The 24,175-nt window shown below is 32.9% G+C and carries 31 protein-coding genes and 5 pseudogenes; 28 read left to right on the top strand and 8 right to left on the bottom strand.

Features of this window, described 5'->3' with window-relative positions:
- Positions 1 to 7: 7 nt before the first annotated feature.
- The 7 genes from IPH11_02820 to IPH11_02790 form a co-directional block, all read right to left on the bottom strand.
- On the bottom strand, positions 8 to 934 hold the full coding sequence (locus IPH11_02820) for a hypothetical protein (protein MBK6912642.1): 927 nt from the start codon (positions 932 to 934) through the stop codon (positions 8 to 10).
- A gap of 11 nt (positions 935 to 945) precedes the next feature.
- Complete coding sequence (locus IPH11_02815; GenBank protein ID MBK6912641.1) at positions 946 to 1,509, bottom strand: hypothetical protein; 564 nt, start codon at positions 1,507 to 1,509, stop codon at positions 946 to 948.
- A gap of 22 nt (positions 1,510 to 1,531) precedes the next feature.
- The gene (locus tag IPH11_02810) at positions 1,532 to 2,029 is read right to left on the bottom strand and encodes a helix-hairpin-helix domain-containing protein (GenBank protein MBK6912640.1); all 498 of its coding nucleotides are present in this window, start codon (positions 2,027 to 2,029) and stop codon (positions 1,532 to 1,534) included.
- Between the two features lie 22 nt (positions 2,030 to 2,051).
- Positions 2,052 to 3,203: a molecular chaperone DnaJ gene (gene dnaJ, locus IPH11_02805; GenBank protein ID MBK6912639.1), complete on the bottom strand. Its 1,152-nt coding sequence runs from the start codon at positions 3,201 to 3,203 to the stop codon at positions 2,052 to 2,054.
- 20 nt (positions 3,204 to 3,223) lie between these two features.
- Complete coding sequence (grpE, locus tag IPH11_02800; GenBank protein ID MBK6912638.1) at positions 3,224 to 3,826, bottom strand: nucleotide exchange factor GrpE; 603 nt, start codon at positions 3,824 to 3,826, stop codon at positions 3,224 to 3,226.
- Between the two features lie 112 nt (positions 3,827 to 3,938).
- Positions 3,939 to 4,700, bottom strand: coding sequence for a heat-inducible transcription repressor HrcA (locus IPH11_02795; protein MBK6912637.1), 762 nt, complete (start codon positions 4,698 to 4,700; stop codon positions 3,939 to 3,941).
- Positions 4,663 to 4,986 carry a hypothetical protein gene (locus IPH11_02790; GenBank protein MBK6912636.1) on the bottom strand — a complete coding sequence of 108 codons (324 nt, stop codon included), beginning with the start codon at positions 4,984 to 4,986 and terminating at the stop codon, positions 4,663 to 4,665. The genes IPH11_02795 and IPH11_02790 overlap by 38 nt, the downstream gene beginning before the upstream one ends.
- Positions 4,987 to 5,241: 255 nt before the next feature.
- Between IPH11_02790 and IPH11_02785 the strand changes: the two genes are divergently transcribed.
- The 5 genes and pseudogenes from IPH11_02785 to IPH11_02765 all read left to right on the top strand — a co-directional run bounded on the left by IPH11_02785 (position 5,242) and on the right by IPH11_02765 (position 9,712).
- Positions 5,242 to 5,682, top strand: a complete 441-nt coding sequence (locus IPH11_02785; GenBank protein MBK6912635.1) for a MarR family transcriptional regulator — start codon at positions 5,242 to 5,244, stop codon at positions 5,680 to 5,682.
- A gap of 46 nt (positions 5,683 to 5,728) precedes the next feature.
- Complete coding sequence (locus IPH11_02780; GenBank protein MBK6912634.1) at positions 5,729 to 7,306, top strand: tetrathionate reductase family octaheme c-type cytochrome; 1,578 nt, start codon at positions 5,729 to 5,731, stop codon at positions 7,304 to 7,306.
- A pseudogene (locus IPH11_02775) lies at positions 7,303 to 7,944 on the top strand (cytochrome b/b6 domain-containing protein). Before IPH11_02780 ends, IPH11_02775 begins: the two are co-directional and overlap by 4 nt.
- 40 nt (positions 7,945 to 7,984) lie before the next feature.
- Complete coding sequence (locus IPH11_02770; GenBank protein ID MBK6912633.1) at positions 7,985 to 8,503, top strand: YeeE/YedE family protein; 519 nt, start codon at positions 7,985 to 7,987, stop codon at positions 8,501 to 8,503.
- A 15-nt stretch (positions 8,504 to 8,518) separates the two neighbouring features.
- Entirely contained in the window at positions 8,519 to 9,712 is a 1,194-nt protein-coding gene (locus IPH11_02765) for a YeeE/YedE family protein (protein MBK6912632.1), read from the top strand.
- 39 nt (positions 9,713 to 9,751) lie between these two features.
- On the opposite strand, the gene IPH11_02760 is transcribed toward IPH11_02765, so the two are convergent.
- Positions 9,752 to 11,485, bottom strand: coding sequence for a sigma 54-interacting transcriptional regulator (locus IPH11_02760; protein MBK6912631.1), 1,734 nt, complete (start codon positions 11,483 to 11,485; stop codon positions 9,752 to 9,754).
- 178 nt (positions 11,486 to 11,663) lie between these two features.
- On the opposite strand from IPH11_02760, the gene IPH11_02755 reads away from it, so the two are divergent.
- The 23 genes and pseudogenes from IPH11_02755 to IPH11_02645 all read left to right on the top strand — a co-directional run bounded on the left by IPH11_02755 (position 11,664) and on the right by IPH11_02645 (position 24,136).
- Positions 11,664 to 12,536, top strand: coding sequence for a radical SAM protein (locus tag IPH11_02755; protein ID MBK6912630.1), 873 nt, complete (start codon positions 11,664 to 11,666; stop codon positions 12,534 to 12,536).
- A complete protein-coding gene (locus IPH11_02750) occupies positions 12,479 to 12,694 on the top strand; it encodes a hypothetical protein (protein MBK6912629.1) in 216 nt (71 codons plus the stop codon). The genes IPH11_02755 and IPH11_02750 overlap by 58 nt, the downstream gene beginning before the upstream one ends.
- A gap of 9 nt (positions 12,695 to 12,703) precedes the next feature.
- Positions 12,704 to 13,150 (top strand): CGGC domain-containing protein, encoded by a 447-nt coding sequence (locus tag IPH11_02745; protein ID MBK6912628.1) that lies wholly within the window; start codon positions 12,704 to 12,706, stop codon positions 13,148 to 13,150.
- Between the two features lie 132 nt (positions 13,151 to 13,282).
- The gene (locus IPH11_02740) at positions 13,283 to 13,555 is read left to right on the top strand and encodes a tetratricopeptide repeat protein (GenBank protein MBK6912627.1); all 273 of its coding nucleotides are present in this window, start codon (positions 13,283 to 13,285) and stop codon (positions 13,553 to 13,555) included.
- A 394-nt stretch (positions 13,556 to 13,949) separates the two neighbouring features.
- Entirely contained in the window at positions 13,950 to 14,267 is a 318-nt protein-coding gene (locus IPH11_02735) for a cupin domain-containing protein (protein ID MBK6912626.1), read from the top strand.
- Between the two features lie 30 nt (positions 14,268 to 14,297).
- Positions 14,298 to 15,230 carry a radical SAM protein gene (locus IPH11_02730; GenBank protein ID MBK6912625.1) on the top strand — a complete coding sequence of 311 codons (933 nt, stop codon included), beginning with the start codon at positions 14,298 to 14,300 and terminating at the stop codon, positions 15,228 to 15,230.
- A gap of 27 nt (positions 15,231 to 15,257) precedes the next feature.
- Positions 15,258 to 15,503, top strand: a complete 246-nt coding sequence (locus IPH11_02725; protein MBK6912624.1) for a DUF5320 domain-containing protein — start codon at positions 15,258 to 15,260, stop codon at positions 15,501 to 15,503.
- Between the two features lie 4 nt (positions 15,504 to 15,507).
- On the top strand, positions 15,508 to 15,933 hold the full coding sequence (locus tag IPH11_02720; protein MBK6912623.1) for a NifB/NifX family molybdenum-iron cluster-binding protein: 426 nt from the start codon (positions 15,508 to 15,510) through the stop codon (positions 15,931 to 15,933).
- Between the two features lie 8 nt (positions 15,934 to 15,941).
- Positions 15,942 to 16,319: a NifB/NifX family molybdenum-iron cluster-binding protein gene (locus IPH11_02715; GenBank protein MBK6912622.1), complete on the top strand. Its 378-nt coding sequence runs from the start codon at positions 15,942 to 15,944 to the stop codon at positions 16,317 to 16,319.
- An 8-nt stretch (positions 16,320 to 16,327) separates the two neighbouring features.
- The gene (locus tag IPH11_02710; GenBank protein MBK6912621.1) at positions 16,328 to 17,179 is read left to right on the top strand and encodes an ATP-binding protein; all 852 of its coding nucleotides are present in this window, start codon (positions 16,328 to 16,330) and stop codon (positions 17,177 to 17,179) included.
- A complete protein-coding gene (locus IPH11_02705) occupies positions 17,172 to 18,044 on the top strand; it encodes an ATP-binding protein (protein MBK6912620.1) in 873 nt (290 codons plus the stop codon). The genes IPH11_02710 and IPH11_02705 overlap by 8 nt, the downstream gene beginning before the upstream one ends.
- Positions 18,045 to 18,055: 11 nt before the next feature.
- Positions 18,056 to 18,391 carry a NifB/NifX family molybdenum-iron cluster-binding protein gene (locus IPH11_02700; protein MBK6912619.1) on the top strand — a complete coding sequence of 112 codons (336 nt, stop codon included), beginning with the start codon at positions 18,056 to 18,058 and terminating at the stop codon, positions 18,389 to 18,391.
- Between the two features lies 1 nt (position 18,392).
- Positions 18,393 to 18,836, top strand: coding sequence for a DNA starvation/stationary phase protection protein (locus tag IPH11_02695; GenBank protein ID MBK6912618.1), 444 nt, complete (start codon positions 18,393 to 18,395; stop codon positions 18,834 to 18,836).
- A 76-nt stretch (positions 18,837 to 18,912) separates the two neighbouring features.
- The gene (locus IPH11_02690) at positions 18,913 to 19,458 is read left to right on the top strand and encodes an arginine decarboxylase, pyruvoyl-dependent (protein MBK6912617.1); all 546 of its coding nucleotides are present in this window, start codon (positions 18,913 to 18,915) and stop codon (positions 19,456 to 19,458) included.
- Positions 19,419 to 19,925, top strand: coding sequence for an acyl-CoA thioesterase (locus tag IPH11_02685; GenBank protein MBK6912616.1), 507 nt, complete (start codon positions 19,419 to 19,421; stop codon positions 19,923 to 19,925). Before IPH11_02690 ends, IPH11_02685 begins: the two co-directional genes overlap by 40 nt.
- 27 nt (positions 19,926 to 19,952) lie before the next feature.
- A complete protein-coding gene (locus tag IPH11_02680; protein MBK6912615.1) occupies positions 19,953 to 20,792 on the top strand; it encodes an arsenic efflux protein in 840 nt (279 codons plus the stop codon).
- A gap of 4 nt (positions 20,793 to 20,796) precedes the next feature.
- Complete coding sequence (locus tag IPH11_02675) at positions 20,797 to 20,940, top strand: hypothetical protein (GenBank protein ID MBK6912614.1); 144 nt, start codon at positions 20,797 to 20,799, stop codon at positions 20,938 to 20,940.
- Positions 20,941 to 20,948: 8 nt separating this feature from the next.
- Positions 20,949 to 21,195, top strand: a pseudogene (locus IPH11_02670) (glutaredoxin family protein).
- Between the two features lie 10 nt (positions 21,196 to 21,205).
- Complete coding sequence (locus IPH11_02665; protein ID MBK6912613.1) at positions 21,206 to 21,478, top strand: co-chaperone GroES; 273 nt, start codon at positions 21,206 to 21,208, stop codon at positions 21,476 to 21,478.
- Positions 21,479 to 21,506: 28 nt separating this feature from the next.
- A pseudogene (locus tag IPH11_02660) lies at positions 21,507 to 21,850 on the top strand (thioredoxin family protein).
- 73 nt (positions 21,851 to 21,923) lie between these two features.
- Positions 21,924 to 22,878 (top strand): annotated as a pseudogene (locus IPH11_02655) (FAD-dependent oxidoreductase).
- 134 nt (positions 22,879 to 23,012) lie between these two features.
- Positions 23,013 to 23,636, top strand: coding sequence for a class I SAM-dependent methyltransferase (locus IPH11_02650; GenBank protein ID MBK6912612.1), 624 nt, complete (start codon positions 23,013 to 23,015; stop codon positions 23,634 to 23,636).
- Between the two features lie 15 nt (positions 23,637 to 23,651).
- Positions 23,652 to 24,136, top strand: a pseudogene (locus IPH11_02645) (PaaI family thioesterase).
- The last annotated feature ends 39 nt before the right edge of the window (positions 24,137 to 24,175 follow it).

Below are 24,175 nucleotides of genomic sequence, written 5' to 3'. Positions count from 1 at the left end.
TTTTTTACTAAGCTAAACGAAGCGCAATACCAACAGCAGGAGAGAATGAATTAAATTTTTCTTTGAATAGATTATTTTCCGAAACAAGCGGGGAGGTTTGTAGTTTTTGAAATGGATTAAAATAGGTCAGGTTAATATTAATTTTTTGACTGATTGCTTTACAAGCAGCTTCAGTAATATCATCGCCTGAAATAAATGCAGATTCAAAATCAAGCGGATGGAAATTAAGCATCGCCGATGGTTCGATTTCTTTTAAAATATTTTTTACAATTTCTGAAGCATCAATCTCTTTTTTTATTTTGAAATAGAATGGTTTTCCATCAAGATAAAAAATAAGTGACAAAACCCGGTTACCATAATAAACACTAAGAGTTAATCCACTTGAAAAGTTTGCATAGTTTAAACCAAGTGCTCTATCAGATGCAAGATGGGAATAATCAACGAATTTCAGTTTCAATTTATTTCTTGAACAGAAATTGTGAAGTATATGTAGAAATTTCCGCGGGATAGCAGCAACGAAAAGTAAATTACTATTTAAATACTGGTTTTTGGGTATTTCAAAATATTGAATAACGTAATCATCAATTTGATATGTGGGAAACAGAATTGATAACTCCCACCTTAACTCCCACATTATATCCTGAGAAAGTAAAGAATTATCGTATGGTAACAGTGCAGAAAGAAAAAGATTGTAAGGAAGACTAAATGAAACGACAGCACTTTGTATTGTGTTCCTGACTTGGAGTTCATTAAAAGCGCCCTGCAAAAGGGCGCTTATCTTTGTTTCTTTACCAAGTGTAAAATCTAAAGTTTCGCTGAAGTACGCCTCATCAATTTGATCAATTACTGCGAAATTATTTTGAACAAGCAGTTCGACTTTTTGAAGCTGCGAGCCGGTAATCTTAAATCCAGTTTGGTTTTCAATTCCATACATCTAAAAATAAATTACTCCCAGGAAGCAGTATTCTTTAATGCTTCGTCAGTTAAACTTCCTAAAGTGCCGTAACCGTCGGGATCCTCGATAAAGTATCTTGATCCGACAACAACTGTCGAATCAATCCGTTTAACTTTACCAAATTGATTTACCACAGTATCAATGGAGGCGGATGTATCAATCGTAACTATAAATCTTTTAAATGATTTTGGAGAATGGAGTAGGCTATCTGCAACAAAAACGCCGTTGGTCAAATTTTTAAATGGATTGGATGGTCTTTTAGAAATCGAATCAACACCAGTAATTACTTTCTGCACTATCGGATCAGTTTTGACGAAATTGATTAGTTCATCAAGATTGTCTGTGAATCGGTTAAATTTTTTCTGATATAATAATTCTGCTTCTTTAATATTTATCATTCTCAATCTGGTTTCCGTCTTGAAATATTTTTCTGATTCAACCAAATTATTTGGATCAATGATAGCGACTTTTATCAAAAGAAGAATTAATACGACAATTACTGCGTATAAACCAATGTGCAAATATTTCGAATCTTTATTACCGCTGAAAGACATTTTTCCTCCGAAAGGTTAATTTTTATTTATCATCAATGTAAATGTATTTTTTAATTTTATTGAACTTTGAAACTCCGATGCCTTTTACATTCATCAGTTCGTTTAGGTTCCTAAATTTACCAATATTCTTTTTATACTCTAATATTGCCACGGCTGTTTTTTCTCCAATTCCGGGAAGTGAAGTTAAATCACTTATACTTGCATTGTTTAAGTTGATACTTTTTTCACCAATAATATTAGAAGATTTCTTTTCTTGAAAATCTCGGTTGTTAAAATCCAAAACTTCCAATTTAGAATCAACAACTTTATTAGATAATTTTGAAATATTCGAATCAGAATTATCTGAAAAGAAGAAAAGACTGTCCTGAATTGAATAGTCAGTAGATAAAATTCTCGCTTTATGGTCAACAGCTAAAAAATATTTAAGACCTAATCCAAGCAAAAGGACAATCACTAAAAATAAAATCACTCTTATTTCAGTTGGAGTAAAACCGATTTTACGAGAAATTTTAGTCAGCATTCCAATTTTAATTAAATAAAGGTTACAAACCGAACCTTTTGAAAAAACTCTTTTCTTCGTCAGAAGTTAAACTTTTAAAACTTGGTTGATCAAGCAATTCCTTCAATAATTCTTTTTCTTTTGAGTTTAATTTTTTTGGTACGTGAATATTTACTTTTACAATTTGATCTCCGGAGCCAGAGTGATTTAAATGTTTGATCCCTTTCTCTCGCATTCTTAGAAATTTTCCGGCAGGAGTACCGGCGTCTATTTTTAGTCTTGCCTTTCCTGAAAGAGTTGGAACGTCAACCTCAGTGCCGAGTACCGCTTCGGGAAAACTTATGAATAATTCGTAAATGATGTCGTCATTTTCTCGAATAAAGTATTCATGTTTTATTTCCTGAAATACAACTACGATATCACCGGGACTGCCGCTGCGTTTGCCTGCATTGCCTTCACCGCGAAGCGTCATATAGCTTCCCTCGTGTACTCCCGCAGGCACATCAATTTTAACTGTGACTTCTTCTAAGTGTCTTCCATCGCCCATACATTTTTTGCAGGGCTGATCAACCACAGTTCCTTCACCGTTACAATTCGAACAAGTTGAAATATTAACAAACTGTCCAAAGACAGACCGGGAAATAGTTTTAACTTCACCACTACCCTGACAAACATTACAGGTTTTTGTTGAAGTCCCTGAATGAGCACCTGTTCCGCTGCATTGATCACAAGTGATATATTTTTTTAATTTAATTTTTTTGGAAACACCGGTTGCTATTTCTTCAAGAGTAAGCTTTAGATTTACGCGCAGATCAGAACCGGGGGTCCCGCCGGTTCTTCGTCTAGACCTTCCACGCGAAGACCCAGAATTGAAGAAGTCGTCAAAGATTGAAGAACCACTGAAGATATCCGAGAAGTGTGAAAAAATATCATTTACATTTGAAAATCCTTCGGAACTAAAACCGGAATTACGCAGTCCATCGTGTCCAAATCGGTCGTAGCGAGCTTTCTTATCATCATCGTTTAATACTTCGTAAGCTTCAGCAGCTTCTTTAAACTTTTCCTCTGCTTCTTTGTTGTCAGGATTTCTATCCGGGTGATATTGAAGCGCTAGTTTTCGGTAGGCTTTTTTTAATTCCTCTTTAGTTGCACTCTTGCTTACACCAAGAATCTCGTAGTAATCTCTTTTTGTCATTTAATTAATATTTTAAAAAATTATGAAATGTTCTCTGCAGCATTATCAGAACCCTGTTCGGCGGATTGTAATTCGGAATCTTCACTGACAATAACTTGAGCGTGCCTGATAACTCTATCTTTATAAAGATATCCTTTCTGGATTTCATCAAGCACGGTGTGAGGTTCGACTGAACTATCTTTCCGCTGCAATATAGCCTCGTGAAAGTCAACATTAAACGGTTTTCCAATTGCTTCTATCGGAGTAACTCCTTGTTCTTTCAGAATGCGAATGAATTTTTCGTAAACTAATTTAATTCCTTCCGCTATTGATTTTGAATTTTCTGATTCTTCCAAATGGACTAATGTTCTTTCAAGGTCGTCAACGACGGTAAGAATTTTTTGTATAAAACTTTCAGCGGCATATTTAATAAGATTTAACTGTTCATTTTCGGATCTTCGTTTATAATTTTCAAACTCTGCCACTTTTCTTAACAACGAATCTTTCAATTCATCTTTCTCATTTTCTAATTGAGATATTTTAACATTCAATTCGTTAAGAGTGTCAGCAGTTTTTTTTTCTTCCGGAGGAATTTCATTTTCATTTTTAGATTTATTTTCTGTATCGTTTAATTGATCATCCATTAATAATTTTCTCCAATATAAAATTTGGTAATTAAGTTTGTATTGTTTTTGTATTAAAATATTTGATTTTTATTCCTTCAGCCTCCAGCCATTAGCAAGCCGGTTTAATAGTTTATGGTGTTTGTGTTAAAGCATTCGATAAAATTTTTGATAAGTAATCAATGATTGCAATAATTCTTGAATACTCCATTCGTTTTGGACCAATAATTCCAAGCGTGCCGGAAGTTTCTCCAAACTTATATTCTTTAGTAATAAAGCTGTACTCGTTAAATTTTTCAACTTCATTTTCACTGCCGATTGATATTACAATATTATCTACCGAATCAAGTTTTTGTTTATCCATTATATGGATAATAATATCTTTGTTTTCAATAAGCTCAATTATACTCTGAAATTTTTCCGGATCTTCAAATTCCGGTTGATGGATAACATTTGTTGCACCGGAAATTACCAGCTTATCTTCTTTATGGTGGTCTTTAAAAATCTTATCTACCGAATCAATAAAAAGTCTGATTACGGGTTTTTCATTTTCTCCAACATCAACGAATCTTTCTTTAACCGTTTTACGAATTTCCTGAAATGTTAGTCCATTCAGCCTTTCATTTAGCAGGTTTTCAACTTTTTGTAGTTTAATATTCCCAATTTCGCTGTTAAATTCTAACGTAATAGTTTTTACTAAACCGGATTTAATGCTAACAACAACAAGCAAGCGCGTTGAGGTTAAACTTACCAATTGAATTTTTTCTAAAATACCTTTGTCTAATGTAGGATAAGTAACACAGGCAATTTGATTTGTAATACTGCTTAATAACCTTGAAGCAATTTTAAGTATTTCATCAGTCTCTAAAATGTTTTGATCCAAACTTTTTGTCAATAATTCCTTTGTCAGTATTCTTTAGTTTCTGAATCTCCATCAAAGTATCTACATAATATCTATAACCTTTATCAGTCGGAACTCGACCTGCAGAAGTATGCGGATGATCAATGAATCCAGTATCTTCCAGATCAGACATAATATTCCTGACCGTTGCGGGTGAAACACCGACATTAAATTTTTTAGTAATATTCCGCGATCCAACCGGTGAAGCAGTTAAAATAAACTGCTGGATGATTGAGCGTAGAATAGTTTTTTCTCTATCGTTTAATTCTTCGTGAAGCATTTTTTAATTTTTATAACAAACAATTTGATTTTGCTTTGACAAATATACCAAGAAATAAAAAAATATTTCGATTTCCATTTGGTAATAAAATAGGGATTTATTAATCAATTACTTTTAGAAATTAATTCGTATGGTGATTTTTAAGACTTTCTGTTTCTTTTTTTTTAGGAAATGATTAAAATAAACAAAAAATAATTTTGAAAATTATCAGATCAATATTACTTTAGGGTATAAAATAATTAAAGATTTGTAATTATGACAAATAACATAGAACCTGTAGCTGAGTTAATCTGCGAATTAACTCGAAATTGCAACATCAAAGAAGAATATTTTGCTTCAAGCTTTAATTTATCTCCAACAGAGGTTAGATTTCTTAAACTATTTGCAATAAAACCTGTGTATACAATTAAAGAACTGCGTGATGTGCTTAAACTTACTCCGGGCAGAATAACGCATATTTTAACTAGTTTGGAAGGGAAAAAGTTAATTTCACGAACTTTAGACCTGAAAGATAAAAGAGTAATAGTCGTTAACCTTTTGCCAAAAGCAGCCCCGCTAATTTCAAATCTTCAGCAAAATTATCACGAACTTCATAATAGGATTCTCCAAAATGTTAAAGAGGAAGAAATGGGAAAAATTCTATCTTCTCTGGAAATTCTTGTTGATGTTTTCAAAAAATGGGTGAATCAAAAATAATTTTATAGCCTAAAACAAAAACTTATTAAACAATCAAGTTGTTAAAATGAAAAAGATAGTTCTAATTCTCGCATTTATCAGTTTATTGATAGTTATTGCAGTTGGTACTTTATCTCAAAAAGATTTTGAGCCAACAACTTTAATGAAACTGAAAGAAAAATATACTCAAAAACATAAACCAGATGTTGACCATAGTAAGTTTGCTTCACTTCAACAGAATTTTACTTCACCTCAGCAGGTTACAAAAGCCTGCGAGTCTTGCCATAATATGACTGCTCATCAAGTGATGAACTCTAATCACTGGAACTGGGAACGTGAAGAATATGTGCAAGGACGAGGCATAATTTATCTTGGCAAAGGTAATGCAATAAATAATTTCTGCATTGGCACGCAGGGTAACGAAGAAAGTTGTGCAAAATGTCATATTGGTTTCGGTATGGATTCCAAACGGGCTGTGTTCACTGATTCAACAAATATAGATTGTCTTGTTTGTCATGATAATTCTGAAACTTATGCCAAAGCAAATGAAAAGGGCGGCGCACCCGTGATGACACTCGATTTTAATAAGATTGCACAAAGTGTTGGAAAACCAAAACGAACTAATTGCGGAGTTTGTCATTTTTATGGCGGGGGCGGCAACAATGTTAAACATGGTGATCTTGAAATGTCGCAGTTCGAACCTACAAAAGAGATTGACATTCACATGGCATCAGATGGAGTGAACCTGCAATGCGTTGATTGTCACACCACTGAACAGCATAATATTGCGGGCAAAGTTTATTCTCTTTCATCTATGAATCATAATCGTAACAATTGCGAGCAATGTCATTCCGCAACACCGCACGAAGATAATATTCTAAATGAACATACGTTAAAAGTTGCCTGCCAAACCTGTCATATTCCAACTTACGCAAAAGGCAATGCAACTAAAATGTATTGGGATTGGTCAACAGCGGGCAAGCTAAAAAATGGTGAACCTTATGTTGAAGAAGATAGTATGGGTAATCACGCTTATATGTCTATAAAAGGAAGTTTTGTTTGGGAAAAAAATGTTACACCGGATTATATCTGGTTTAACGGCACTGCTTCGCATTATCTTGAAGGTGATAAAATACAGGATACCACAAAACCACTTGTATTAAATCGACTTCATGGTTCTTATGGTGATGATGAATCGAAAATAGTTCCAGTAAAAATACATATTGCAAAACAACCTTATGATCCGATTAACAAAATTCTTATCCAGCCAAAACTTTTTGCTGATGAAAAAGGTGAGGGTGCATTCTGGAAAGATTTTGATTGGCAAACAGCAGCAGAGGTTGGAATGAAAGAAGCAAATCTTCCATTCAGCGGAAAAATTTCTTTCTTGAAAACTGAAATGTACTGGCCTGTTAATCATATGGTTGCTTCGACTGAAAATACATTGCAGTGCAACAGTTGTCATACAAGACAAGATAGCCGTCTTGCAAAACTTACGGATTTTTATATGCCAGGCAGAGATTATTCTTCACTTGTAGATACTTCCGGTAAATGGTTAATCATTCTAACAATCATTGGAATTTTTATTCACGGTTTTATAAGATTTACTTACAATAGAAAATTAAATGCACGAGGAAAACAATGAGCAAGAAACAAGTTTATATTTATAAAAGTTTTGAAAGATTCTGGCATTGGATGCAGGCGATATTAATTTTCTTTCTTGCATTTACAGGATTTGAAATCCACGGCACTTATAATTTTTTTGGATTCAGAGAGGCGGTGCGATATCATAACGTTGCAGCATATATGTTAATTATTTTGATAGTGTTTGCAATCTTCTGGCATTTAACAACAGGGGAGTGGAAACAATATGTACCAACACTTCAAAATATTAAAGCTCAATTAGATTATTATATCTTCGGAATTTTCCGAAACACTCCTCATCCAACAAAGAAAACAGTGCTAAGTAAATTAAATCCACTGCAAAAACTGACTTACTTTGGATTAAAAATATTAGTGATTCCCGTTAGTGTAACCACTGGTTTACTTTACATGTTTTATCGTTATCCATCGCGACACGGAATTGAATCAATTAATATTCAAACTTTAGAAGTAGTTGCCATCATTCACACTATCGCAGCAATTTTATTAATTATTTTTATAATTACACACCTTTATTTGATTACGACAGGGGAGAGTGTAACTTCAAATCTTAAAGCAATGCTTACTGGTTTTGAAGAACTTGAAGATGAACATAAAAAAAATGATGGTGAAAAAATTGAAACATCAAAATTAATAACACAAAAATTGATTAGAGGTTTTTATGGAAGAAACAAAATATATGAATCCTTACTTAGCTGGAGTTTTACTCGGCTTGTTATTGATAGCAACAATTTATATTACGGGCAGAGGTTTAGGCGCAAGTGGTGCTATCAAAAGTTACGCTGTTACTGCTGTAGAAACTATTGCGCCATCGCATACAGAGAATACAAGATTTTACCAGGAATATAGTAAAGAACATCCCGGTTCAAGCCCACTTATGAGCTGGCTTGTGTTTGAAGTTACAGGTGTTTTAATCGGAGCTTTTTTATCAGGATTAATTTCCAATCGTTTAGATTTTAAATTGGAAAAAGGACCACGCTCGACAACACAAATTAGAGTTGCTGGTGCCTTAATCGGCGGATTATTATGGGGAGTAGGCTCTCAACTTGGTCGCGGATGTACAAGCGGCGCAGCACTTAGTGGTATGGCTGTTATGTCAACCGGAGGAATAATTACAATGTTTGCAATCTTTGCCGGGGCATATATGTTTGCATATTTTTTTAGAAAATTTTGGATATAAGAAGGAGATGATTTTATGGGACCTTTAGTTCCAGATCTTATTAGTAATAATTTAAATTTTATAGTTGCACTTATTATTGGAATTTTATTTGGAATAATTTTAGAGCAGGCAGGATTTTCCACTTCAAAAAAATTAGTTGGATTATTTTACGGATACGATTTTACAGTGCTTCGCGTTTTCTTTACAGCCGGCATTGTTGCAATGATTGGTGTAATGGGGCTTGAGCATTTTGGGTTGGTTGATATAAATCTTGTTTATGTTAATCCCACATTTCTATGGTCAGGTATAATCGGTGGATTGATAATGGGATTAGGATTTGTGGTTGGCGGATTTTGTCCCGGTACAAGTGTTTGTGCCGCAGCCATTGGTAAGATTGATGCTATGATTTTTATTGGAGGTGCTTTTGTTGGTGTATTAGTTTTTGCAGAAGGTTATCCATTATTTGAAGGATTATATAAAACATCAAACCTGGGGAGCCCGCGTTTTTTTGAAACTCTAAATATGTCACAAAATGTTTTTGCATTTATTATGGTAGTGTTTGCACTTGCAGCTTTTTGGTTTGCTTCAATAGTTGAGAATAAAATTAACAAAGAGGTAAAGCCTGTTTTTAGATTTACACCATATTATATAAGTATCGCTGCAGTTGGAATTGTGATGGCACTTTCAGCTTTCATTTTCCCTGAAAGAAAGGCTTCACTTACTCAGCTTGTTGAGAATAAAGAGTTTGTTCAATCTTATAAAATGGACGTTATGACTGTTGATGAATTTGCATATCAATTAATGGATGAGCAGGATACAAAATTACAGGTGATTGATTTTAGAAATGAAAAAGAATACACAAAAATGAATCTGCCAAAATCAACATCATTTACGCTTGATAATTTATTTGAAAAAGAACCGAACAAAGTACTTTCAGTGCGTCATAAAATAAATGTCTTTATAGCTAATGATGAACTGACCGAAAGAAAAATTGCAATCATCGCTACGGAACTTGGATATAAACACATTAAAATTTTACAGGGCGGATTGAATGCTTTTAATGATAAAATATTAAATTTTAAACCGATTGAAAATCCTAAAAACATTGATGAAGTTTATCAGAATCGTTTTAGAACAAAAGCGGTTTCGGTAATTCCGGTTTTAATTCAAAATAATAAATCTGCCGGACCTGTGAAGAAAACGCAAAAGCGTGTAGTTGGCGGGTGTTAAAATTAAAAGCCGGTTTTAAGCCGGCTTTTTTTATTAGATCTAAAATTCTATTCCAAGTTTTTTAATCTTCCTCCAGAGTGTTGAAGGATTAATGTTTAACTCTTTTGCGGCTTTTGTTCGGTTGTGATTGTTCTTTTCTAAAACAGAAATAATCAATTCTCTTTCGGCATCTTTAAATCCTTTTTTCGGGTTCTGATCTTGTGAATTTGACTTTTTAGGTTTTTGTTCACGCAATCTTTTAGGCAGGCACTCAACTTGAATTATGTCACCACTGCAAAGAACAAAACAATGCTCAATTACATTTTCCAATTCTCTGATATTACCTGGCCAATTATATTCCATCAAAATATCAAAAGCTGACGAAGAAAATTGTTTTATATTTTTATTAAACTTTTTATTAAAAGATTCAATGAAATGATTTATTATTAAAGGTAGATCATCCATTCTTTCACGCAAAGGGGGAAGGTGAATGTTGATTACATTTATTCTGTAAAATAAATCTTCACGAAATCTTCCTGCAGCAATTTCATCCAAAAGATTTTTATTTGTTGCTGCAATTATTCTTGCATCCATTTTTATAGTTTTGTTCCCGCCGACTCTTTCAAATTCTCGCGTTTCTAAAACTCTTAAAAGTTTTGTCTGAACTGCAATTGACAGATCTCCGATTTCATCAAGAAATAAAGTTCCGCCTTGTGCAAGTTCAAACTTTCCAATCTTAGTTTTTATTGCCCCTGTAAATGAACCTTTCTCGTGTCCAAATAATTCGCTCTCAATAAGTGATTCGACAAATGCACTGCAATTGACTGCTATGAAAGGTCCTGTTTTTCTTGAACTATTTAGATGTATTGCACGTGCAGCTAATTCTTTTCCCGTACCGCTTTCACCAGTAATTAAAACCGTAGTATCTGTTTGAGAAACACTTTCGAGCACTGAAATAATTTGTTTAATCTCTTTATTTCTTCCGACAATATTTTCATACTTAAAAAAATCATTTAAGTGTGCGGATAAATTTTTTAGTTCAGATATATCCAGAAAAGTTTCAATCGCACCAATTTTTTCATTCTTATTATTCATTAAAATATTTGAGTTAACTCTGATAGGAACTTTCTTTCCGCTTCTATGAATAATTTCCAATTCATTGCCCAACATTGCTTTACCTTTCAGCAGTGTTTGTTCCATATGGCATCCATTACGGCAGATTGATGAATTGAAAATGTCCCAGCATTTTTTGCCGATTGCCTCAGATTTTTTGTAACCGGTTATCTTTTCTGCGGATGTATTAAACGATGTAACATTCCAATCATTATCAATTGTAAAAGTGCCTTCAATGTTGCTGTTAAAAATTGCATCTAATTTATTTTTTTGATCAATCAGCTCAGAAGTTTTTTCTTGAATTTCTTCTGCTAATGAAAGCATCTCTTTTGTATCTCTAAAAACAAAAACGACACTTAAAACGTTTTCATCTCTTTTAATTGGAGTGATTGAAGCAAGTACATTTTTAACATTGCCTTTGCTATCGGTAATGTTAAATGAAAGATTATTAAAAGATAAATTATCCTCCAACGACTCAATAATATATTTTCTGTCATCAAAATTTTTCTTAAAAAGAAATTCAAAATTATTCGTTACTGCGTCTTCTTCAGAGTAACCGGATATGCGGGAAGCTGCCTCATTAAAAACAATAATATTTTTATCTTTACCAATTACAATGATTCCATCGGGAATAATCAATGTCTCTTTATTCTTATCAACTATTTGTTGTACATCTGACATATTACAATCCTTAAAACTTATTGCAATAATAATCCATAAAATGCAGTAATGCAACACATTGCAATAATCAATGCAATTATGCAAAAAAAATCTCAATCTAATCTGGATATTTTGCAAAAAAAGCATCTTTATTATGGTACACAAGTAGTAATCATATTTTATAATAAAGAGGTACAAAATGAAAAATAAAAAAAATTCCTGGATAAAAAATAAAATCGAATTACTTTGCAGAAAGCTTGAAACAAGCATTCTAAAAGATAGATCATTAAAATGCAAAGTAGTTTATGGACCTGTACGTTCAAGAAGACTTGGGTTGGTACTGGGAATTAATAATGTTAAGCCGGGAGTTTGCTCATATAATTGTATTTATTGCCAGAGTGGAAAAACTTCTTGTTGTTCTATCTGCACAAATAATTGTCTCTCTCCCTACGAACTTTTTGTATCCGTAAAAAATAAAATTGATGAAATTACAAAAATGGGGAAACAAATTGATTACATTTTGTTTGCCGGCAGTGGGGACCCTGCAATGGATATAAGTTTGTCACAAGAAATCCAACTGTTAAGAGAGTTTGATTATAAAATCGCAGTCTTTACAAATTCTGCTCTTTTATGGAATGAAAACATTCAAGAAAATTTAATGTTCGCTGATTATGTATCGCTTAAGATTGATACGATTAATGAAGAAACGTGGTTAAAAATAAATCGCCCGCACGAAAGATTAAAATATGATATGATCTTAAATGGAATAAAACAATTCTCTAAAAAATTTAGAGGTACATTAACAACCGAAACGATGCTTATTAAAAACTTTAACGATAATGAAAGTGAGATTAAACAACTTGGTAATTTTTTAAGTACCATCAACCGCAATGCTTCTTATTTTATGACGCCTATCTATCCACCGGCTGAGAATTATGCTGTAAGTCCGGATACTGAAACACTGAAAGACTTATCCCAGATAATTCAAAAGAATATTCCAAACTCACTAACGTTATGCTGCCCGGAGAAGGAAGAATTTTTACAACCGATGATTTTGAAAATGAGCTTTTAGGTTTACTGGAATTACATCCTGTTAATGAAGAAGCTGTAACCTCTTTCGCCAGAGCCAATGATAAGATTGGTTATTTACAAGGATTATTAAACAATAAATTGATTGAGAAATCAATCTTCGCAAATAAAAAATATTTTAAACTTGCCGAAACCAAATAGGATATGAGTATGAATGAAAAAATAAAAATCGGCATAATCATTTGCGATAGATATAAAAGTTGTGCTGGTGGAAAATGTTTTAGATCTGTAAAAGAAAGAGCAGGTGCTTTTGATATTTACAAAGATAAAGATGTAGAACTGGTTGGTTATACTTCCTGTGGTGGTTGTCCCGGCGGAAATATTGAATATGCACCGGAAGAATTGAAAAAAAATGGTGCTGAAGTAATCCACTTTGCAACAGGAATGGTTGTTGGTTATCCGCCTTGTCCATATATCAATCATTTTAAAGAATTTATTGAAACAAAGTATGGATTAAAAGTAGTTGTTGGAACTCATCCGATACCGGAAAAATATTATTTAACTCATACAAAAATCGGAACCTGGAATAATAATGAGTGGATTGACTTTATAACACCTACTCTAAAGGATAGAGCAGTAAGGTTAGCTTATGATTAAAAAAATTCCATACTTTATTAAATACTTAACATTTCTGCTAATGACTGTATGTAAATCGTTTATAGAATATTGCAGCTAATAAGGATTTTTGAATAGGTGAGATAATTAAAATTTAAGTTAAGAGGACAGCACATGAATAGCCAAAATTATTTTGATGCATCTTCCTCCAAAACAGACACTGGGATCAACTCTTTTGTATATAATATTATTGGAGTTAATCAAGCTGATAATAGGAATTACAAAGATGCTCTTGAATTATTTACAGAGGCTATCAAACTAAATCCGAATGATTCTGTGGCCTTTTTTAACAGAGCAAGTATTGAGATGCAACTTGGACTTTATAAAGAAGCACGAAAGGATTTTAAAGAATCGGCAAAATTAGAGTTAAATAGTGACTTCGGATGATCTTGTTTTTACAATTATTTCTGATCTAAAGGTGTGATTCTTTATTTAATTCAATAGTATGTAAAAGGGCGCTTTAAAATGTTAAAACTTGAATTACCTATACCACTTCATCAGTTAGCGTTGTTGCAGGCATACTTGTATGAAATCTTTGGAGGTGATAAGAAATGCGAGAAAAATTTTAAATACACCAGATGGTATCTAAAGGGAAATTTCTCCGATTTAGAAATTGAGGAAATTATGAAATATTTTGCTTTACAATCCTTGAGTTGCGATTGTGATATACTTAAAAAACTTGACTTACGAAAACTAACATCAGATATTTTTATACATAACTAAAAGACTTATTAAATAATTGAGTGATGAAAATAATTCTATAAATATAAGAGGTGGAACTATGACGAACATACTTAATATTTATGATGAATTTGGCTGGGAAAAAGCAGAGGGTTACCCTGTTGGGACCAGGATTAAAATTTTGCGAAATGAAATTGATTCCAAAACATTATTGTTAAAACTACCGCAAGGGTTTCATCTTGATGCTCACACACATGTTTATAATGAACAACATTTAGTTCTTGAAGGTGAATATGAAAGTGAAGGAGTTCAGTTTACTTCTGGAACTTACAGATTTATTCCAGCTCACAATGATCATGGACCATTCACTTCAAAATCCGGGGCTATTGTTCTTGTTATCTGGGATCATATTAAATAGTCATAATGAATAAAAAAATGAGATAAAAAAATGTCAATTTTATTTGGACCAATACCATCAAGAAGATTAGGAAGAAGCCTTGGTATAAATAATATTCCTCCAAAAGTTTGCAGCTATTCCTGTGTTTATTGCCAGGTTGGATTGACAACTCACTTATCAACTGAGCAGAAAGAGTTTTACTCACCTATGATTATTTATACCGAAGTAAAAGATCGTTTGAAGAATCTAAAATCTAATAAAGAAAGAATCGATTATCTTTCTTTCGTTCCAGATGGTGAGCCAACACTTGATGTAAATCTTTATGAAACAATTCAACTGCTTCAGGATTTTGGAATTAAGATTGCTGTGTTTACAAACTCATCTCTAATATGGAAAAAGGAAGTTCAAGAAGCATTAAAAATCGCTGATTATGTTTCAGTTAAGATTGATGCAATAAATGAATCTACCTGGAAACATATTAATCATCCTGCTTTATCACTTAATCTAAATAAAATATTAGATGGAATTTTGGAGTTCAAAGAAATTTACAATGGCACACTTGTAACTGAAACAATGCTAATAAATGGAATGAATGATAATGAAGATGAACTTATCAAGGTTGCTCATTTTATTGTAAAGGTAGATCCAGAAATTTCTTATCTGACAATTCCGACAAGACCTACTCCATTAACAAATATTCACAGGCCGGAAAGAGTAAAAACAAAAAATGTGTATAGAATAGTAAAATCTATTTTTAATAACACCGAATTATTGGATGAGTATGAAGGGAATGAATTCTCTATAACCAGTGAAACAGAAGATAGTTTAATCAGCATTATGGCAGTTCATCCAATGAGAAAAGATGCTGTTGAAAATTATTTGAAAAAATCTAATTCAAATTGGAATACAGTAAAAAGACTCATTGAAACAAAAAAGATTAAAGAGCTTATATACGATGGAAATACTTTTTACAAAAAGAATTAAATCAATTAATCAAAAAAGGAGTTAATCATGCCAAATTTAGATGGAACAGGTCCACAAGGACAAGGTCCTTTGAGTGGAAGAAAAAGAGGACGCTGCACAGGAACGGAAAAAGCCGATAGACAAAACCAATCATCCGAAAATCAAGAAGTTATTTATGGACTTGGACGTGGTGGAAGACCACGAGGTGGGGGTGGATTTGGGCAAGCACAAAAAGGGCAGCAAGGACAAGGAAGAAGAAGAGGTTTTGGAAGAAACCAAACTTTTAAGAAGTAGCCCAATGTTGGTTGCTATCTCAATTGAAAAACCTGAATTGTTGTCCGAAATTTCTAATGGATTTGGAATCAGTAAATATTTTTTGATTTATGACTCAGAAATGAATACATCAGATTTTTTTCCAAATCCTTATTCAACGGAATTGGGCGGTGCCGGAATTCAATCCGCCCGATTTCTTTTCGAAAAAAATATTGAGGCTTTAATAACAGCAAATATTGGCTTACATCCATTAAGTTTTTTGAATTCCTTAAATATAAAAGTATACCGTTGTATAAAAGAATCGGCTGAAGAAGCAATTAAGTTATTTAAGGAAAAAAAACTTGAGGAAATTGAGATTAGTGAGAATGAGCTTTATACAAAAAGAAATAGAAAAAGATTTAGAAGAAATTCTTCTAATGGTATCAGAATTAAACATCAGAATAAAATTTAGGAAATAGTATGAAAGAAAGAATAGCCATTTCAATTGAAGAAAACGATAACGGAGTAGAAACTGTTGCAGAACATTTTGGAAGATGTTCTAAATTTAAAGTTTGTGAACTTGATGATGATAAAACATTAATAAAAACAGAAATATATTTTAATCCCTTAGTCGGTGAACATAACGGCGCTTGCCAATTACCAGGATATGTTAAGCAATTTAATGTTAGCACAATTATCGCCGGTGGAATGGGACAAAAAGCTGTTAACAATTTTCTTGATTATGGTATAAATGTTATCACAGCTCCGGGACTTCTATCTCAGGATGCGTTCGATCTTTATTTGCAAGGAAAGCTAAGTGGTTACGAAGCTTGTAAACACGAACATCATCATCATTGAGGGACAAGTTGGTAATTTCAATTGCATCAGGTAAAGGCGGAACGGGGAAAACTACAGTGGCATGTGGACTCGCTTCTGTAATTAATAACTGTGTTTATATCGACTGTGATGTTGAAGAACCTAATGGTCATATTTTATTAAAACCTAAAATTACATTGGAAGAATCTTCTTACAAGATTATTCCAAAAATAAATAATGACCTGTGCAACTTTTGTAATAAATGTACAGAGGTTTGTGAATTTAATGCTCTTCTTAATTTCAAAACAGAAATTTATTTGATTGATGAACTTTGTCATAGCTGCGGAGCATGTACATACTTTTGTCCTCAAAAAGCAATTACAGAAGTAAGAAAAGAAAATGGGAAAATTAGAATAGGAGAAACTTCAAATAATATTTTGTTTTATGATGCTTATCTGAAAGTTGGTGAAGCTTCTGCGGCTCCACTAATTAAAAAAGTTAAGAATGCTTATAAAGGAGACAGACCGATAATCATAGATTCTCCTCCTGGGACTTCCTGTTCAATGCTGGAAGCAGTTAAAGATTCAGATTTTTGTGTACTCGTTACAGAATCAACTCCGTTTGGACTTAATGATCTTAAACTAGCAATGAATGTATTGAGACAAATAAATATTCCATATGGGATCGTAATAAATAAATATGATGAAAATTTTTCTTTGCTGGATGAATACATTCAAAACAATAGATTGAATCTTTTGTTAAAGATTCCATTTAGAATGGATATTGCTGAAAGTTATTCAAAAGGAAAACTTCCAATAGAAACAGTTAAAGATTATAAAACAATGATGGTAGATCTGTTAGAAAAAATTAAAAAAGAAGTGATTGAAAAAGTGTATGCCTGAGAAACACTATAAACAAATTGTAATACTTAGCGGTAAAGGTGGAACCGGTAAAACAACTGTTGCAACTGCATTATCAGAAATTGCGGAAAATAAACTTGTAATTGACACCGATGTTGATGCTGCTAATATGCATTTAGTTTTTGATTACTACATCAACTCAGAGTACGATTACTACGGTGGGAAAAAGGCTGAAATCAATCCCAATAAATGTTCGCAATGTGGAATGTGTGAATCAGTCTGCAGATTTGATGCTATAAAGAATTTTAAAGTAAACAGAACAAGCTGTGAAGGATGTGGTTTTTGTTTTCGTGTTTGTCCGGATGATGCAATTTCATTTTATGAATCAAAATCCGGAGTTTATTCGGAGTGTGAGTTAGAAGATCACTCTAAATTCTATTATGCACAATTATTAGCGGGTGAAGGTAACTCCGGTAAACTTGTAAGCGAAATTAAAAAGAAAGCCCATGAACAGGTTAAGGGAAATGTAAAATGGATAATAATTGATGGACCACCCGGAATTGGTTGTCCTGTTAATGCAAGTTTATCTGGAGTAGATTTTGTTGTGATTGTAACTGAACCGACACAATCTGGTTTACACGATTTAAAAAGATTAATAAACCTGTTAAAGATATTTAAGATTCCAAGTGGTGTGATAGTAAATAAATATGATATCAACACTGATATGAGCAATGTTATTGAGCAATTTATAGAATCAGAAGGAATTTCTCTGCTTGCAAAAATTCCCTTTGACAAAAAATTCATTAAAGCAATTCAAAATTCTAAATCTATAATTGAATATGATCATTCCTATAAAAACAAATTCAAGATTATTTGGAATGATATTCAGAAAATCATTTTAAACTGAGAGGACTAAAAATGTTAATAGCAGTAACATCATCCGGAGATTCATTCGATTCTTTGGTAAATGAAAGATTTGGACGATGCCAATTCTTTTTAATTGTTGATCCGGATACAATGAAGTTGGAAGCTGTTCCCAATCCTGCAGAAAAAGCACAAGGTGGTGCAGGCCCCAAAGCAGCAGAAGTTTTAATTAACAAGGGAGTAAATATTTTATTAACGAGTCACGTTGGTGATAAGGCTGAAGAAGCACTTAAAAGAGGGAATATTAAAATTGTAAGTGGTTTAAGTAGCAAATTAAAGGTTACAGACGCAATAACTAATTATTTATCAAAACAAAAAGAGGAAAAGTGAAATGAAATCTAATAAACTCATTGAATTGTTGAACAAAAATCTTGCAAATCTTCAAGTACTATACGTAAAACTTCATAACTATCACTGGAATGTGAAAGGAATGAATTTTAAATCTATTCATGAAATGACCGAAGGGTATTACGATTACTTTGCGGAGCAATATGATGAAGCGGCAGAGAGAGTTGTGCAGCTTGGCGGAAAACCGTTGGCAACGTTACAAGATTATCTTAATAATGCTTCACTGAATGAAGAAAGTAAAAATGAATTTGATGTTAGAATTGTTTTGAGTTCAGTGCTTGCAGATTTTGAATATCTGAACAAAGAATTTAAGGTTATATCTAAAACTGCTAATGAAATGCTAGATATGCCAACGGCAAGTTATGCTGATAACAATGTTGCCTGGCTAGAAAAACAAATCTGGATGATCAAAGCAAGTATTGGATGATTTATTATTTAACAGCCGGTTCAAGTTGGATCGGCTTGAATTATACTATTTTCAGAATTTCCAGGAGGAAATAAAATTGTACGTACCAACAAAAATATTTTTTACAAAAGGAGTTGGCAGGCATAAAGATTACCTTAGTTCTTTTGAACTAGCATTACGAAACGCAGGAATTGAAAAATGTAACCTTGTTGCTGTCAGCAGTATATTCCCGCCATCCTGCAAACGGATAAGCAGGGAAGAAGGACTAAAAGAATTATTGCCCGGACAAATTACATTTGCAGTCATGGCAAGAAACTCAAATAACGAACCCAACAGATTAATTGCTGCATCAATTGGAGTTGCCATCCCTGCTGACAATACTCAATATGGATATCTTTCTGAATATCATCCTTTCGGAGTGACAGAAAAAAATGCTGGTGACTATGCTGAGGATCTTGCTGCACAAATGCTTGCTACTACATTAGGTGTAGACTTTAATCCTGAATCTGATTGGAATGAAAGGGAGCAGGAATTTAAGATGTCCGGAAAAATTGTAAAAACATTTAATGTAACTCAATCTGCTGAAGGAGATAAAACGGGTTTATGGAAAACGGTTATTGCAGCAGCAATATTATTACCTTAAAAGAGATGGAGACTTATAATAAAATCATAAGTATCGAAATAAATATTGAAGTTAAAACTTATGATATTGATGTTGCCGGACACGTAAATAACGTAGTTTATATACGCTGGCTAGAAGATATGCGTATAGAATTACTTACCAAAATATATCCTTTAGAAAAACTGCTGGCTATAAATTTCTACCCTGTTGTAACTTCGAGCGAAATAAAATATAAAAAGCAGATAAAACTTTTTGATAGACCGGTTGGTAAAATGTTATTGCAAAGTTATTCGCACGGTGTTTTTATACTAAAAGCCGAAATCATTGTTAACGGAAAACTCTCTTTTACAGCGACTCAAAAATGTGTCCTAATGAATTTAACTTCCGGCCAAATGCTTCCTCAAAATCAGAGTGATTTATTATACCCAGGTTTACTAACTAAAAATCTTTTTAGGAGTAACCAACAAGAACTTCTTACATCTAATTAATAGAAAGATAAAAATTAAGAAACTTTAATGGATATAATTTTAAAAATACTAAAAGAGTCAACCCAGATTTCGTTACTTGCTGCAGTAATGATGATTGCTGTTGATTTACTAAATGTGTTAACCAAAGAGAAACTTGAATTATTCTTTAAGAATGCAAAACAGTTTAGGCAGTACATTTTAGCATCGTTAATTGGAACAGTGCCCGGTTGTATCGGCGGATTTACAAATGTTTCACTTTACATCCACGGATTGATAAGCTTTGGTGCACTTGCTGGCGCTATGATAGCCGTTTCAGGCGATGAGGCGTTTGTGATGCTTGCTATGTTTCCAAAGGATGCTTTAATTCTCTTTGCCATTCTTTTTGTTATCGGAATATTCAGCGGTTGGCTTATAGATTTTATTGTTAGGAAATATAAAATCCCTACTTGCGAAAATTGCAAGGAGATGATTACTCATCCTATGGAAGGTGGATTTACACATTATCTTAAAGAACATATTTTTGGACACATAATTAAAAAGCATCTGTGGAAAACTGCACTTTGGACATTCGGTGCTTTAGCTATCGTTGAGTTTGGTCTTCACTATTTGCATCTCGAACAGTTTACCTCGCAATACAAAATTGTCTTTCTGATTGTTGGTGCTTTAGTTGGATTGATACCGGAATCTGGTCCGCATTTGATATTTGTTACTCTTTTTGCACAAGGATTAATTCCATTTTCTGTTTTGTTAACAAGTTCTATTGTTCAAGATGGGCATGGAATGCTGCCGATGCTTTCATATTCACTTAAAGATTCAATCAAACTAAAAGTATTCAACTTTGTAATTGGATTAACGATTGGGTTGATATTTTACGCTATAGGATTTTGAAACGATGAATAGGAATAAAAATCTCCTGTACGATGGCTGGTTTTATGATGCATTCATTTTACCAAATCAAGATAGATTAATAGGACAGATAAATTATGAATCTATTTTATTAACTCTTCATCATACTTGCAACAAAAATAAATTTTAAGAAGTTAAATATGGACACAACCCAAAGTAATTGTATTCTCTACACCCACCTGTAGTTTTTGTAATCAGGCAAAAGATATTTCAGAGAAAAAATATTCGATTTACTGATGTTGACGTTTCCCGTGATCAGTCTGCCGCCAGAGATATGATGCGCAGAACCGGACAAATGGGCGTGCCTGTTATTTTAATAAACAATAAAGCAATAGTAGGTTTCGATAGAAATAAAATCAACCAAATGTTAAACATAAAAAATTAATGGAGTTAAAATGAAAATTAAACCTTTAGACGACCGTGTTTTACTTGAACCAATGCCAGCCGAAGAAAAAACTTCTTCCGGATTAATTATACCAGATACTGCTAAAGAAAAACCTCGTGTTGGAACCGTGATTGCAGTAGGAACTGATGAAGACCTTAAAGAAAAAATTAAAGAGGGTAATAAAGTCTTGTTTGCTAAATACGGTGGAGATGAAATTGAAATGAATGGTAAAGAATACAGGATATTACAACGGTCCGATATTCTTGGCGTTGTTGAAGATTAATTAAAAATAAAAATCAAAAAGGATAAAAATGTTAAGAACAAATTTAAAACATCTGCTTTCAGAAAAGAACATTCTGAATTAATTAAGAATAATGAAAACGTAATGGTTTGCTGCGGAAGAATGGGACCAATGTGCATACCAGTTTATGAAGTAATGGAAGAACTTGAAAGTGAATATAAGAACGTAAAGTTTGTTGATATGGAATTTGATTTGCCGGATGCAAAAGTAATTAGAAATCTTTCTGAGTGCAGGAGTTTTCAAGGCATACCATTTACAATTTATTATAAAAACGGAAAAGTTGTTAAAGCTACAAGCAGTATTCAATCAAGAGAGCAGGTTACAGCGATTCTCGATGAACATTTTGGTAAATAAATTTCTTTTGTAATTAAAAGATGTCATCTTTATAAAAAGATGTCATCTTTATAATGTAAACTTGGATAAAATTATGGATAATCATTTTGATGTAATAGTTATTGGTGCAGGAGCTGCCGGATTAACCGCTGGGATTTATCTTTCACGTGCAAAAGTTAAAACTTTGATTTTAAATGAAGGCGCTGTTGGGGGACAAATGGTGCTTACTCACGAGATTGCAAATTATCCCGGTGTAGAAAATATAAGCGGATATGAACTTGCAAGAGCAATGAAAACACAAGCACAAAAGTTTGGATGTGTTATCAAATCAAACATAAAGATTACATCACTAGAGTTGAATGGTGTAGAAAAAAAGTTACTGTCAACAACAAAGATGTTTACACATCAAATTCAGTCATTATTTCAACTGGCGGAAAATCACGAATGATTGGCGCTTTTGGAGAAGATAATTTTAAAGGCAAAGGTATTTCATATTGTGCAACTTGTGATGGTGATTTCTTTCAAGATAAAGAAATTATTGTTGTTGGTGGGGGTAATTCTGCTTTAGAAGAAGCAGTTTCTCTTACAAAATATGCATCTAAAATTACCATTGTTCATCAGTTTGATAACTTCCAGGCATTAGAGCATTATGTTGATGAAGCCAAGAAAAATGAGAAAATTCAATTCATAATGGAATCAAAGATTATTGAGTTTATTGGTGATGAAAAACTTGAATCAATAAAAATTCAAAATCAATCAACACAAGAAATTACTGAGATAAAAATTGATGGCGCTTTTATTTTTATCGGTTACGTACCAAATACGGAATCGTTGGAAGGAATAGTTGAATTAAATGAGTGGAAAGAAATTGTTGTTGATAAAGATATGAAAACAAATGTTCGTGGAGTTTTGCCGCCGGTGATTCAATCCATAAAAAATATCGCCAGGTTACAACTGCTGTTGCAGATGGAACTATCGCTGCGCTCAGTGCGGCTGATTACATTAATAATCTTAAAAAAGAATTAAGCGAACAAGAACTTGTTCACTAAATTGTGATCTTTCTCTGTGGTTCTCGGTGTAACTACTCCAGTTTCTTACACGAAAAACCAAGGAGAAAGCAGAAAGAAACACTGATATATTTTTCAATTAAAATAACAACAGTCTGCAACCTATCAGATAATTTATGACACAGAATAAAAATCATTGGTACGATGGCTGGTTTTACGATAAATTTATCGCTCCAAATCAGGATAGATTATTTAGCGAGATAAAAAAGATTATTGAACCAAACTTTACAGTAATTGATATTGGCTGCGGCACGGGTAGATTTCCTTTTACTGTTGCGGATAAATCTGCTAAAGTAGTTGGAATAGATTTATCTAAAAAAAATATTGATAAAGCAAATCAGACCCTTTCCAAGAATCCAAACGAAAGAATTTCATTTCTTCACACAAATTTTTCTACTCTAATCTCTCAAAATTTTCATTTCGATTATGCAGTGATGACTTATGTCATTCACGAAGTAAATGAAGAAGATAGAATCAATCTTCTAAAAGAATTATCTCAAATTGCCGATAAAATTATCATTGGCGATTATCTTGTCCCACGACCAAATGGATTCTGGAGTGCACTGAATGAAGTTGTCGAGTTTGCTGCCGGAATTGATCATTACAGAAATTATAAAAATTATGTCCGCAACGGTGGTCTTAAAGATTTAGCTGATAAAGCTGAATTAAAAATCATAAAAGAAATTAAGAATAAACCGACAACAAGTCATTTATTTGTATTGATAAAAAAAGGAATCTAAAATTAAGGTGATTAAGTGAATACTAAACCAATTCAAGATTACTATCCAGATGAGTTGAGTTATTGTTACGGCTGTGGAAGAAATAATGAACACGGTCATCAAATAAAAAGCTTTTGGGATGGTGATGAAACTGTTGCACACTTCACTCCAAAAGAATATCATACTGCAATTCCGGTTATGTTTATGGTGGATTGATTGCATCATTAATTGATTGCCACGGAACAGGAACCGGAGCTTTAGCTGCATACAAAGCTGAAGGAAGAGAGTTCGATACTTTGCCGCCTTTTCGTTTTGTTACGGCTTCACTGCAAGTTGAATATTTAAAACCAACTCCGCTCGGACCAGAATTAGAACTGCGCGGTAAGATCATAGAGCAGAAAGGAAGAAAAGTTATTTCCGAAATAACAGTTTCGGCAAACGGAGTGGTTACTGCTAAAGGAAGAGTTGTTGCAGTACAAATGCCTGAGAATTTTATTTCTAAAACACAAGCACTTAAATAAATTTTATTGTTTTATACTTCATAATAATAAATACGATTA

This window comes from Ignavibacteriales bacterium (assembly GCA_016709155.1).
Lineage (GTDB): Bacteria > Bacteroidota > Ignavibacteria > Ignavibacteriales > Ignavibacteriaceae > JADJEI01.
This window is presented reverse-complemented; position numbering and strand designations above follow the sequence as displayed.